This is a genomic window from Mucilaginibacter achroorhodeus (assembly GCF_007846095.1).
Classification (GTDB): Bacteria; Bacteroidota; Bacteroidia; order Sphingobacteriales; family Sphingobacteriaceae; genus Mucilaginibacter; species Mucilaginibacter achroorhodeus.
Genome location: NZ_VOEI01000002.1, coordinates 842275 through 855733, shown reverse-complemented (window position 1 = coordinate 855733; position 13459 = coordinate 842275). Strand labels below are relative to the sequence as shown.

At 41.9% G+C, this 13459-nt stretch carries 7 protein-coding genes; 6 read left to right on the top strand and 1 reads right to left on the bottom strand.

Annotation, left to right across the window (positions count from 1 at the left end):
- Positions 1–29: 29 nt before the first annotated feature.
- Positions 30–1784, bottom strand: a complete 1755-nt coding sequence (locus FPZ42_RS09675) for a lysophospholipid acyltransferase family protein (RefSeq protein WP_146270744.1) — start codon at positions 1782–1784, stop codon at positions 30–32.
- A gap of 69 nt (positions 1785–1853) precedes the next feature.
- Here FPZ42_RS09675 and FPZ42_RS09670 point away from each other — a divergent pair, with 69 nt between their 5' ends.
- The 6 genes from FPZ42_RS09670 (at position 1854) to FPZ42_RS09645 (ending at position 13455) form a co-directional block, all read left to right on the top strand.
- The gene (locus FPZ42_RS09670; RefSeq protein WP_146270742.1) at positions 1854–2681 is read left to right on the top strand and encodes a helix-hairpin-helix domain-containing protein; all 828 of its coding nucleotides are present in this window, start codon (positions 1854–1856) and stop codon (positions 2679–2681) included.
- Positions 2678–3205, top strand: a complete 528-nt coding sequence (locus tag FPZ42_RS09665) for an adenine phosphoribosyltransferase (RefSeq protein WP_146270740.1) — start codon at positions 2678–2680, stop codon at positions 3203–3205. The genes FPZ42_RS09670 and FPZ42_RS09665 overlap by 4 nt, the downstream gene beginning before the upstream one ends.
- Positions 3206–3416: 211 nt before the next feature.
- On the top strand, positions 3417–5036 hold the full coding sequence (locus tag FPZ42_RS09660; protein WP_146270738.1) for a DUF6377 domain-containing protein: 1620 nt from the start codon (positions 3417–3419) through the stop codon (positions 5034–5036).
- Between the two features lie 509 nt (positions 5037–5545).
- Positions 5546–8509, top strand: a complete 2964-nt coding sequence (locus tag FPZ42_RS09655; protein ID WP_186458732.1) for a SusC/RagA family TonB-linked outer membrane protein — start codon at positions 5546–5548, stop codon at positions 8507–8509.
- A gap of 4 nt (positions 8510–8513) precedes the next feature.
- Positions 8514–10064, top strand: a complete 1551-nt coding sequence (locus FPZ42_RS09650) for a RagB/SusD family nutrient uptake outer membrane protein (RefSeq protein ID WP_146270734.1) — start codon at positions 8514–8516, stop codon at positions 10062–10064.
- A 169-nt stretch (positions 10065–10233) separates the two neighbouring features.
- Positions 10234–13455: a VCBS repeat-containing protein gene (locus FPZ42_RS09645; RefSeq protein WP_186458731.1), complete on the top strand. Its 3222-nt coding sequence runs from the start codon at positions 10234–10236 to the stop codon at positions 13453–13455.
- The last annotated feature ends 4 nt before the right edge of the window (positions 13456–13459 follow it).

Below are 13459 nucleotides of genomic sequence, written 5' to 3'. Positions count from 1 at the left end.
GCGATGCATTTTGCACCGCCTCTCTTGTTTTATAAATTCTTACCTAACTTCTCCAACATGTCCTGCGGTACTTTTTGCAGGTCTAAAACCAGGAAGCCATCCAGGCAATCGGCAAATTTGGGGTCGATGTTAAAGCTGATGATCTTGGCGTTAAGGCCAATATATTGGCGAAGCAACACCGGTATCTTCATGCTGTGTGTTTCCACCTCGGATATTAGTGCATCAAGGCCTTTGAATGAATCGCTGGCTGCCATAAGTGCATCGGTATCTACGTTCTCAAAATTAACCTTGAATTTTTTACGGGGCTTAACCAGTTGCGCCATATCATGGTCAAAGTGGTTGCGGTTAATGTAATCCACTATCAGCGATTTACTGAACGCAGAAAAATTATTACTGATACTTACCGGCCCTATCAGATAACGGTAGCGTGGGTTATCTATCAAATATTTTAAAATGCCTTTCCAAAGCAGGAACAATGGCAACGGCTTTTGCTGGTATTCCTTACGAATCCATGAACGACCAAGCTCAAGGCTCTTTTTTAATACAGGAGTAAATTGCTCCTTCAGTTTAAACAGCTCGTTGATATAAAATCCCTTTTTACCAACGCTGTAGAAAATCTCGTCGCCAAGGCCTATACGGTATGCGCCTACAATGGCTTTACCTTCGGTATCCCAAATAAACAGGTGGTGATAATAAATATCATACTCATCCAGGTCGGTAGCTTTGTTGGTGCCTTCTCCAACCTCCCGGAAGGTGATCTCACGTAAACGGCCTATCTCACGTATGATGCAGGGTATCTCTGACGTAGGTACAATAAAAACCTCGTAGTTTTTTTCAACCCAAACGCGGTAATTCTCGCGCAGTGGCTCTACTTCCTTTTCCAGTTTTTCAGCCGGTGTTTCAGGGACTATCGCCTCGGGCAGTTTCTTAATCTTAAAAAGATTACGAGGGTTAAAGATCTTTTTTTCCTCTTCCAAACCGGCACCAAGGGCGTAAGTTTTGGCGCGCAGGTAGTTTAATATCTTGCCACTGTTGTTGTTATCAGGTATGTCATTAAACTTTATAGGCTTGCCAATACGCAGCTTAATGGTATGGCCCTGTTTGTTAAATAACTCTGATGGTAGCTTAGCCGTACGCAGGGTAGGGTGTATCATGCTCAGCAGGTTAAACAGCAGGCCATTGTTGCCATGAAAGTAAATAGGCACAACGGGTACTTTTGCTTTAGCGATGATCTTGCCAACAACCGGGTGCCACAACCTGTCTGTAACCTCACGTTTCTCTACCTTAAATGTAGAAACCTCACCGGCAGGAAAAATACCGATAGGTGTGCCGTTGTTCAACAGCTCTAAAGTGGTCTTTAATCCGCTGATGCTTGATGAATGTTCTACATTCTCAAAGGGGTTTACGGCCACAAAATAATCAGCCAGGTTGGGTATCTTTTTAAGGATAAAGTTAGCCATTAACTTAGCATCACTGCGTGCCATGGTTAATATTTTAAGCAATACCATACCTTCGATACCACCATAAGGGTGATTGGCAATGGCTATAAAGGCACCTTCTTTGGGCAGGTGTTTTAATTCGCTTTCATCAAAATCAATGGTGATACCGCAACCTTTTAAAATGGCATCCACAAATTCGGGGCCTTGTTTAGGTTGTGCCTGAGCAAAAAGCTCATTAACCTGGTTTATCTTCATCACTTCCATCAACAGCGCTGCCAGCCCGGGCATTTTCAGTTTATCCAGTTTAGTGGCTTTAGCAAACTCTTCGGTGGTTATTATTTTCATTTGTTAGGGGTAACGCTTAAAAATATCTTAAAATTACTATTTTAACGGCTTATTAACCTTATACAATACATGAAACCGCAGCTTAAGGAGCAATTTTCCATCACAAAAAAAGAATGGAACGGTTTGTTGATATTGCTGATAATAATAGCGTTGGTCTTAGCAGCGCCATACATTTATCAAGGCTTCCACAAAGATACTACAATTAATGAAAAGGCCTTTGCAGCCGCTGTGGCCGAACTTGAAAAGGCAAATCCTCAAAAAAAGAAAGCTGCCACACCCACAGCCTTATTTAAATTTGACCCCAATAGTGCCACTTATGCCGATTGGCAAAAACTTGGCTTAACTGCAAAACAGGCGCAGATCCTCAAAAACTACACCACTAAAGGCGGTCACTTCCGTAAGGCGGAGGACCTGCAAAAGATCTATGGTTTAACCAAGGTTGATTACGCCCGACTGGCCCCGTTTATTATCATAGATAAAGAAACAGCCAAGCCCGCAGGCATAGTTGAACTTAATTCAGCAGACTCTGCCAGACTTACAAATTTAGAGGGCATTGGTCCCGCCTTTGCCAAGCGCATTATCAATTACAGGCAGCGCTTAGGAGGCTTTGTAAACGAAGAGCAGTTGAAAGAGGTGTATGGGCTTGATGAGCTGAAGTACGCGGAGATAAAAAACCAGGTAAAGGTTGAACCGAAGAAGGTACGCAAGATCAATATTAACACTATAACCTTTGATCAATTAAGATTGATGCCATACCTTAACTACAAACAAGTTAATGCCATTATCGAATATCGAACCCAGCATGGGAATTACAGCGGGATGGATGATTTAAGCAATATTGCCATTATAGATGCCCAAATTTTGCGTAAAATTGAACCTTATTTAGTTTTTAAATGATAGAACAACAGATAAAGGCAGCTATCCGCGACATACCTGATTTTCCGAAGCCGGGAATAATTTTTAAAGACATAACCCCAATACTTAAGGACCCGGTGCTTTGTGAAAATATTAATAGCGCGTTTACAGAGAAGGTGAAAGATATGGGCATTGATGCCGTTGCCGGTGTAGAAAGCCGTGGTTTCTTGTTTGGTTTATCGTTGGCAACAAAGCTGGGTGTACCGTTTATTCCGGTGCGCAAGGCGGGTAAACTGCCGTATTCGGTAAACCAAAAAGTTTATGAGTTAGAGTACGGCACGGCTACCATTGAGATACATACCGATGCTTTTCAAAAAGGTGATAGGATACTGATACATGACGACCTGCTGGCCACCGGTGGCACCGTTACCGCAACCAGCGAACTTATTAAAGAAATGGGTGGCGAGGTGGCCGGTTTTAGCTTTGTAGTAGGTTTAAGCTTTTTAAAAGGCCGCGAAAAGATTGAACCGATAAGTGATGACATAATCATACTTGCGGATTACTAATCGCTAAGCCTGGCAATTGAAATTACTATAATCTTAACAACCATGATAGTGGCCTGTGCCTAATTTGAAAGGCACAGGCCTTTTTATTTACTTTTTAATAAAAACGTTTTGTTGTGAATTAATTCGGGGCAGATTTGTTATTATTACGATTGGGAAATGCCGTTTGCAACCATTTAAACGCAGATATTACTTTCCGCCGCCAATTATATATATGAAACTGTTTTTCAGGTTATTACTTGTTGCATCTCTTGTTACTCCTGTAATGGCATACTGCCAGCATGCAGATAGTTTGCTTAAAGTACTTAAAAATGAACTGGGCAAAAAGAAAGCGTATGACGACGCTAAAGAAGCCCGGATCGAAAAACTAAGAAAGCAATATGAACAGACCTCGATAACCGACCATCTTAAGCAATATAACCTGGCGTTGGCTTTATATGAGGAGTACAAATCTTACCAGTATGATTCGGCATACGTTTACGTAAACAAGTTAAGGGACATCAGTACCTCCATTAATGATATGTCCAGGGCTTACTACAGCCAAATAAAGCTTGGGTTTATCCTGCTTTCATCAGGCATGTTCAAAGAGACCTTTGATAGTATGCGAATGATAAACTCCGGTTTGCTTAGTGATAGCATGCGTAAGGAGTATTATTTTATCATGTACCGCTGTAACAGCGATCTGGCCAAGTATAATAGTGATAAGTATTTTACTCCAGACTACATTAAAGCGGCCAACGCCTACATAGATTCCGCCATAAATTTAACTGCGCCCGGTTCGGCAGAAAATATTTACTACAAAGGGTTAAAACATATTGGCAATAACGATAATGCAAAGGGTTCTGCTGAATTAGGGAAGCTGGTTGCACCTAACGTCCCCATATCCATGCATTTTAGGGCCATGATAACTTGTTCGCTGGGTTTAATATATGTTAGCAATGGCGAAAAGGAGAAAGGTTTGGAGATGCTTTTGCGATCGGCAATCGCAGATGTGCGGTCTTCTACTAAAGAGACGGTAGCGCTTTTCACGCTTGCCGAACAGCTTTATAAGGCAGGCAACGTAAAAGATGCTTATGAGTTTATACAGTTAGCCAAAGCCGATGCCGACTATTACGGTGCAAGGCAACGTAAAATACAAATAGGTGCCATACTGCCAGTAGTTGCTGCCGAGGAGTTAAATAATACCGAAAGTGAGAAAAGAACAATACTTGCTTATTTGGGGGCGATAGCGGCGCTTGCATCGATGGTTATCATTTTCCTGTTGATGATATACAGCCAGTTAAAGAAGCTAAAGCAAAAAGAGCGTATAATCGAAGAGAAGAATGAACTCCTGAAAAGTGTAAATAATCAATTGGTTGAGGATACGAGGATAAAAGAAGAATACATAGGGCAGTTTTTTAAGATCATATCCGGTTATATACTTAACATAGAAAAACTTAAGGTATCGGTAGAAACCAAGCTTTCCATCAAAAAATATGACGAGATACGTGCAATTATCAACGGTGTAAATATTAAAAAAGAGCGCGAAGCATTATACCACAGCTTCGACCATATATTCCTTAAGATCTTCCCAAATTTTGTTGCCGTTTTTAATTCTCAGTTTGAAGAGAAAGATCAGATATGGCCGCATGAGCACGAGGTATTGAATACCGACCTAAGGATATTTGCACTCATCCGCATGGGCATCAGCGATAACGAAACAATAGCCAAAATACTCGAATACTCGGTAAACACCATCTACGTTTATAAAATGCGCATTAAAGCCAAAGCAAAAAATCCGGAATTATTTGAACAACGGATAATGGATATCAAAGCAGTAGATAGCATTGAATAACGCATTCAAAATTGTAGCATTTCTGTTACTTTAATAACTATTTAAGCCTCATTTTTCTTTAAAAAAAGCCTTTTTTGGTTCATAAACGCTTATATTTTTCATGTGTTTATAAATATTAAGTATTTAAAAATCAGTATATTAAGTAACAAAAAAGTTATATTTTTTTTCAAAGAAGGGTTGGCTATAGTTTATCAGGAAAAGGAGCTACATATTTGTATATAGAAAAGGTGTTTTAATAAGTATTCTTAAAACGTGTTTTCATTAAAGCGACCAATCGCTTCAATTATAGACCAATTATTTAGTAAAATTAATTTATCAGGCCGAATTGCGGCGAAACGTACCGGGCGGTTTTACCGCATAGGTGCGGTGCTTGATGTAACCGTTAAAAACACGCGCTTGTATAAAGATCTTTATATAACCAATTATTAATTAAACCACAAACTATGCAATTTAAACACTTACTCGCATTTTGTTTTCTTGCTATAACTTGCCTGTTTGTTCAGCCGGCCATGGCCCAGAACAAAACCATTACGGGTAAAGTTACCGACAAGAAAGACAACTCGCCATTGATTGGCGTATCGGTAGGCGCCCCGGGTGGGGTAGGCACCCTAACCGGTGTTGATGGTAGTTTCAAACTATCTGTCCCTGCAGGCGTAACAAGCCTAAATTTCAGCTACATCGGTTTCAAGCCGCTTACAGTTGCAATTAACGGTCAAACTTCATTAAACGTAAGCCTTGAGTCGGCAAGCACCAACTTAAGCGAGGTTGTAGTTATCGGTTACGGTACGCAACGTGTTAAAGATGCTACAGGTTCTGTGGCTTCATTAAGTCCTAAAGATTTTAACAAAGGTGTTATTGCTACGCCAGACCAGTTGCTTCAAGGCCGTATCTCAGGCGTGCAGGTAACTCCGTCAAGTGGTGAGCCCGGCGCAGCTTCAACCATTAATATTCGTGGTGCGGGTTCAATCCGTGCTGGTGATGGTCCATTATATGTTGTTGACGGTATTCCATTGGATAACTCTGGTGCTACTGCAGGTGGTTATGGCGTTGGTGCAGGTAGCTCTACCGCACGTAACCCATTAGCGTTTTTAAACCCTAATGATATTGAAAACATTTCGGTATTGAAAGATGCATCATCAGCTGCTATTTACGGATCACGTGGTGCTAACGGTGTAATTTTGATAACAACTAAAAAGGGCCGCAAAGGCCAGGGCGTTCAGTTCTCAGCAAGCACCAGCTTGGCTAACACTGCAAGCCGTTATGATCTGCTTGGTCGCGATGAGTTCCTTAAAGCGGTTGCCGCTGTAGGTTCAAATGCAGCGCCGGCATCTGAAGGCGGTATTGATTATGGAGGTAACACAGACTGGCAAAAGCAAATATTCCGCACAGCTATTTCTCAAAACTACAACGTGAGCTTTGGCGGTGGCAATAATACAGGTAATTATCGCGCGTCTGTTGGTTATGACGATCAACAGGGTGTTGTTAAAAACTCGGCTTTAAAGCGTTTAAATGCCCGTTTTAACGGTGGCCAGTCTTTCTTTAACGACAGGCTTAAGTTTGAATTACAATCAACTTTTTCAAACGTAAAAGACCAGTTTGCTCCTATATCTGATAACGCCGGCTTTAATGGTAGCTTAATTGGTGCAGCTATACAGCTAAACCCTACGGTACCGGTATTTGATGATCAGGGTCGCTATTTTAACCTTAATGGTTACGAAGCCGGTTTTCCAAAAGGTAATACCTTCCGTAACCCAGTATCATTGTTAAATCAAATTGATGACCGCGATAACGTAAACCGCTATTTAAATAACCTTAGCATGACAGTTAAACTGTTTGAAGGTTTATCATACAAAGGAAATATCGGTGCAGATATATCACGCGGTTTAAGAAAAACTTTCTACGATCCAAACGTTATCGGTTATACTGACGCAATTGGCATCAGACAAGTAAATTATCCTTCTCCAACAGGTAATGGTACTGCTATTTACCAATACGGTCAAACTACCAACTGGACAACGGAGCACACTTTGAATTATGACAAAAAGTGGAAAGATAACAGCTCTTTAACAGTATTGGCCGGTTATTCTTACCAAACATTCAGAAGAGAGAATTATAACGAGTTTGGTTTCAAAACCGGTACTGCCGGCAAATTAGTTAAGGACATTAACGATTTTCAACAACATACGCCGTACCCGGTTGGTGATACTGCAACTTACCGTTTACAATCGTACTTTGCACGTGTAAACTACAGCTATAAAGACCGCTACATTATTACCGGTACTATCCGTCGTGACGGTTCAAGTAAATTTGGTACCAACCACAAATACGGTAACTTCCCCGCTGCCGCTGTTAAATGGCGTATCAGTAACGAAGATTTTATGCCTAAAGGCGGTTTCTTCGATGATTTAGCCTTAAGAGTAAACTGGGGTAAAACCGGTAACCAGGAGTTCCCTCCATACTTGTCAAAAACTGTAAAACAATTACAGGATTTCGGCGGAAACTCTGTAGCCCGTTTGTACCAGGGTAATGATGACCTTAAGTGGCAATCAAACATCACTTATGGTGCAGGTTTAGATTTCACTTTCTTAAAAGGCAGGGTATCGGGTTCGGTAGATTACTTTAATAAATCTGTTAACGACCTGCTGTTCTTACAGGATATTGCACAACCTTCGTTCTCTACAAGGGTATACGTAAACCTTCCTGCAAAAGTTGAGAATAAAGGTGTGGAGTTCAACGTAAACGTTGCTGCTGTTCAGTCTAAAGAATTTACCTGGGATATCGCTTACAACATGAGCTTTATCAAAAGTACAGTTAGTAACTTTAAAGGCAGGCAGATCGTGACCGGTAATATCGATGGCCAAGGTTTATCTGGTGCCTATTCACAAGCAATTGTTGATGGTTACCCATTGTTTACATTCAATGTACCTAATTATGCAGGTTTAGATGCAAACGGTTTCGGTATCTATCCTCAAGGTATTGACGTACTAACCCTGCAAGGCAGTCCTAATCCTAAATTCACTGCTGGTTTAACCAACAGCTTCGGCTACAGAAACTGGACTTTCAGCTTCTTCCTTAACGCAGCAACCGGTTTCCAGATCTACAACAACACTGCTAATGCGTTCTTCTACAAAGGTAACCTGGTTAGCGGTCGTAACGTAACCAAAGCAGTAGCTGCTACAAACGAAAATCCGCTCAACTCTGGTGAGGTATCAACGCGCTTCTTAGAAAAAGGTGATTTCTTAAGATTAAGCAACGCTACTTTGGGCTATACCTTCAATCTTAACCAGAGCGTTTTCAAATCATTCCGTCTTTCTTTAACCGGTCAAAATCTGTTCTTGATCACCAAATACAGTGGTTTAGATCCTGAGATCAATACCGATAAACAAAGAAATGACGTAGCTTCAAGAGGTATTGACTACACGGCTTACCCCAAAGCACGTATCTTCACATTAGGTTTAAACGCAAGTTTTTAATAACATGACAAAGAAAAATATAATCTCACGTGCAGCCATTTGCGGTTTAGTGGTGCTGGCTGTTACCGGTTGTGCAAAACTGGATGAGAAACTTTACGGATCAAAGTCTTTTGACGATCCAAACGCTAAAGCCGGGGCTGCCGACCTGAACGGTGTGTACTCGCAATTATTTGGTCAAACAGATCAGGCAAACACCTACGCTTTACAAGAGCACCCAACTGACGAAATGATGGGCCCAACCCGCGGTACAGACTGGGGCGACTTTGGTACATGGCGTAAATTGCATACACACACCTGGACACCGACACACAACCAGGTGAACGATACCTGGGATCAGTTAAATATTGGTGTGTTCCGTGCAACACAGGTTATTTCTACAGCTTCTGATAATAACATCAAGGCACAGGCAAGTTTCCTTCGCGCTTATTTTATGTTCCAAATTGTTGACCTATATGGCCAGGCACCTTTCCGTGATCCAAACGCGCCGGTGTCATCTATTCCAACTGTTATGAGCCGCCCGGAAGCTACAGCATTCATCATCAAAGATCTTGAATTTGCTGAAGCAAACCTTGCTGCAACATCAGCCAATATCGGTGTAGCTAACAAAGCAGCAGCAGACGCGCTGCTTGCTAAAGTGTACCTTAACAAAGCTGTTTACACTGCAACAACTGTTGGTGGTCCATTCACTTTTGCAAAAGATGATATGGATAAAGTTATCACTTATGCTAATAAAGTAACCGCTGCCGGCTACCAGTTAGAGCCTGCCGGTAAATACTTCCAGGATTTTGCCTGGGATAACTCAGAGCAATCTCGTGGTAACATATTTGGTTTTTACAACACCACTACCAGTGCACCTGCATCAGCAAAAAATCGCTGGAGAATGGGCTTGCACTACAACCAGACACCCGATGGCTGGAACGGTTTTACAACTCTTGCAGACTTCTACAACTCTTTCCAATCAACAGATGAGCGCCGTGGTGTGGCATATCCTGGCTTAACTGATAAAGTTGGTTTAAGGGCAGGTTTTGCAGTGGGTCAGCAATACGGCCCAGGTGGTAAAGCTTTAACTCAGCGTAGCGGTAAGCCACTTATCTTTACACCTGATGTAAACCTTAACTTCTCTACTGAGGCACAAGGTATCCGTGTATTCAAATACTTCCCGCAACCATCAGCCAACAATACCGTTAACGATGATAACTCATCAAACGATTACGTTATCTTACGTTACGCCGATGTAATGTTAGAGAAAGCTGAAGCTATCTTCCGTGGTGGTACCGATCCTAACGGCCAAACTGCTTTGGGTATCATGAACATGATCAGCACGCCTCGTGGTGGTAAAACTTATACTTCGGTAGCGGAAGCAGACATACTTGCTGAACGCGGCCGCGAGCTTTACTGGGAAGGTTGGAGAAGAAACGACCAGATCCGTTTCGGCAAGTTCAACGATCCGGTTGACCAGCGCCCTAACGCATCAGACAAAACACGTACTTTATACCCAATTCCTCAGCGTGCGGTTGATACCAATCCTAACCTGAAACAAAACCCGGGTTATTAATAAATTAATTGAAACGAGCTTTCTAATTAATTATATTTGATTTTAACAGAACGTAGCAAAGAAATTTGCTACGTTCGTTTTTTGAGAGCGATTTGTAATGCTTAAGAATAACAGTTTCTTACCCCTGATTTTTATTCTTTTTAGTTTTGCCTCCTGCCATAATAGCAGTGTGAGCGATACACTTTTTTCGTTGCAGGATAATAGCAGCGTAGGGATCGATTTTGCAAATAATCTTGATGTTCAGGACCGTACCAACGTATTCTCGTTCCGAAATTACTACAATGGGGGCGGGGTTGCAATAGGCGACATCAACAATGATGGGTTAAACGATGTGTACCTTACATCAAACCAAGGGGGCAACAAGCTTTATCTGAATAAAGGTAATTGGAAGTTTGATGACATAACCGATAAAGCCGGCGTTAAGGGAACCAAATACTGGAGCACCGGGGTTACCATGGTAGATATAAACGGTGACGGCTGGTTAGATATTTATGTTTGCCACAGCGGTAACATCATTGACCGAAAGGGTAATGAGCTTTTCATCAATCAGCATAACGGAACTTTTAAAGAGGAAGCTGCGAAATACGGTCTTGTAGATAACGGACTTTCAACCCAGGCGATATTCTTTGATATGGATAACGACGGCGACCTCGACTGTTTTATCCTCAACAATTCTTTCAGGCCTATCGGTTCTTTCGATTTTAGCCAAAACCTGCGCGCAGTAGTTGATCCGCTTGGCGGCGCAAGGCTTTATCTTAACGATGGCGGGCACTTTAAAAACATTACCCAGCAAGCAGGTGTCTATTCCAGCGATATTGGCTTTGGCCTGGGCGTTTCTGTAGCCGATGTAAATGATGACGGTTACCCGGATATCTACGTTTCAAACGACTTTTTTGAACGCGATTACCTATACATCAACCAGCATAACGGAACCTTTAAAGAGGATATCCAGAACCAGATGGGGCATCTGAGCCTTGCATCCATGGGATCAGACATTGCCGATATCAACAACGATGGTAACCTTGATATTTTCACTACCGAGATGCTACCCGAAGGGGACAAAAGGTTGAAGAAAATGACATCGTTCGAATCTTTCGATGTGATCAAATTAAAACAGCACGACGGTTACTTTAATCAGTTTATGCAGAATTGCCTTCAACTGAACAATGGTGATGGCACATTCTCTGAAATAGCCTTTAGCGCAGGTGTACCTGCTACCGACTGGAGCTGGGGGGCGCTTTTTTTTGATATGGATAACGATGGTTGGAAAGACATTTTCGTATCAAACGGCATATATAAAGACCTTACGGACCAGGATTATGTAGAGTTTTTGGGTAACCGTGAGAATATGGACAAGATAGCCGAGAAAAAGAAATTTGACTACAAGGATTTTACCGAGAAAATGGTTTCTACGCCGCTTGTCAACTATGCATATCACAACAATAAGGATCTTACATTTAGTAATAAGGCTATAGATTTTGGTCTTGATAAACCTTCTTTCAGCAACGGTGCTGCATACGGCGATCTGGATAACGATGGCGACAACGACTTAATAGTTAATAACGTTAACATGCCGTTGTTTATCTACAAAAGCAACGCTGAAAAACTCAAAAATAATTTTATACAAATAAAGCTACAGGGCACATCTTTGAACCGTTTTGGTGTGGGTGTAACGGTTAAGGCATTTGCCGGCAAAACCGCGCTTACTTACTACCACCAGCCAACCCGTGGTTTCCAGAGCAGTACATCACCAAATTTACTTACCATGGGTTTGGGTAAGATCAATAGGCTCGACTCTTTACAGATCATTTGGCCGGGTGGTTTATACCAAACCGTCAAAAATGTAAACGCCAACAAGATTTATACTTACAAGGTAACTGATGCAAAAAGTAAGTATAACTACGTAAAGCCTGCTGTAAAAGCAATGTTTGTTGAAACCGAGACCACCCTGTTTGATTCGATTCCAAAGCATACAGAGGATAATTTTATAGACTTTGATAACGAGCGCTTAATGTTGCAAATGTTATCTACCGAGAACCCTTACATGGCCAAGGGAGATGTAAACAACGATGGCCTGGAAGATTTTTATTTCGGTAATTCTAAAGAAAATGCCCCAGCTATTTACATACAACAGCGCAACGGAGGCTTTAAAAAGGCTAACGTGCCTGATTTTGAAAAACAGGTGTACCTTGAGAATGCGGGCGCTGCCTTTGGCGACTTTGATGGCGATGGTGATCAGGACCTGATCATCGGGGTTGGGGGTAATGAAGAAGAGGCCGGTACAAATATTTACTATCCCCGTTTTTATGAAAACGACGGAAAGGGTAATTTTCACCGCAATGCGCAAAAGGCGATACCGGTAGCAGTAAATACTTCGGTAATAGTGGCCTGCGATTATGATAAGGATGGGCACCCAGATCTTTTTATCGGTGGCAGAAGCGTACCCGGCACCTATGGCGAATCGCCAAATTCTTACGTTATGCATAATGACGGCACCGGCCGATTTACTGATGTTACTAAACAGGTTTTAGGCACTGATAAACCGGGGATGGTAACAGGTGCCGCCTGGGCTGATCTTGATGGGAATGGCTATCCAGACCTGGTTATCGCCGGCAATTGGATGGGTGTAAATATTTATCGTAATAACGGCAGAAGTTTCACCCAGGATAAGCAATTGGAAAAATACAAAGGATGGTGGAGCAGTCTTTCAATTGCCGATGTTAACGGCGACGGTAAGCCCGATATACTGGCGGGAAACCTTGGCTTAAACAGCAAGTTTAAAGCCACCCCGCAAGAACCTATGCAGCTTTTTGTTAAAGATTTTGATGGTAACGGCACAAAAGAATGCGTTGCATCTATCTATCGCGAACACCAGCCATATGTGTTTCATATGAAGCCAGATCTGGTAGGGCAAATGCCTGTTTTAAAGAAACAATATTTGCGGTATAATGATTACGCCGGAAAAACCTTTAGCGAAGTGTTTACTAATGAGATGCTAAAAGGGTCAGAAGAGCATGAAATAACCCACATGGCATCTACCATTTTTATGAACAATGGCAGTGAATTTAAGCCTGTGTTGATGCCTTACAATGCCCAGCTATCAAGTGTTAACACCATTTTATGCGATAATATTGACGGCGGAAAAACGCCTGCTGTTATACTTGGCGGCAACTTCTATGGCTTTAAGCCCGAAGTTGGAAGGCTTGATGCCAGTTACGGGCAGGTATACAGATACACGGATAATGGTTTTGAGTATTTTGCGCCTAAAGAGAGCGGCATTAAACTTGGTGGGCAGGTGCGCTCATCGCTGGTTATAAAAAGTGCTGCCGGCAAAAAATATTATCTGTTTGGGTTTAATGATGATAAGCTAAGGGCTTACAAACTACGTTAAGCAA

Bases quoted from the DNA above. Each gene is read 5' to 3' on its own strand.
- FPZ42_RS09675 (WP_146270744.1), bottom strand. From the start codon at position 1,784: ATGAAAATAATAACCACCGAAGAGTTTGCTAAAGCCACTAAACTGGAT.
- FPZ42_RS09670 (WP_146270742.1), top strand. From the start codon at position 1,854: ATGAAACCGCAGCTTAAGGAGCAATTTTCCATCACAAAAAAAGAATGG.
- FPZ42_RS09665 (WP_146270740.1), top strand. From the start codon at position 2,678: ATGATAGAACAACAGATAAAGGCAGCTATCCGCGACATACCTGATTTT.
- FPZ42_RS09660 (WP_146270738.1), top strand. From the start codon at position 3,417: ATGAAACTGTTTTTCAGGTTATTACTTGTTGCATCTCTTGTTACTCCT.
- FPZ42_RS09655 (WP_186458732.1), top strand. From the start codon at position 5,546: ATGGCCCAGAACAAAACCATTACGGGTAAAGTTACCGACAAGAAAGAC.
- FPZ42_RS09650 (WP_146270734.1), top strand. From the start codon at position 8,514: ATGACAAAGAAAAATATAATCTCACGTGCAGCCATTTGCGGTTTAGTG.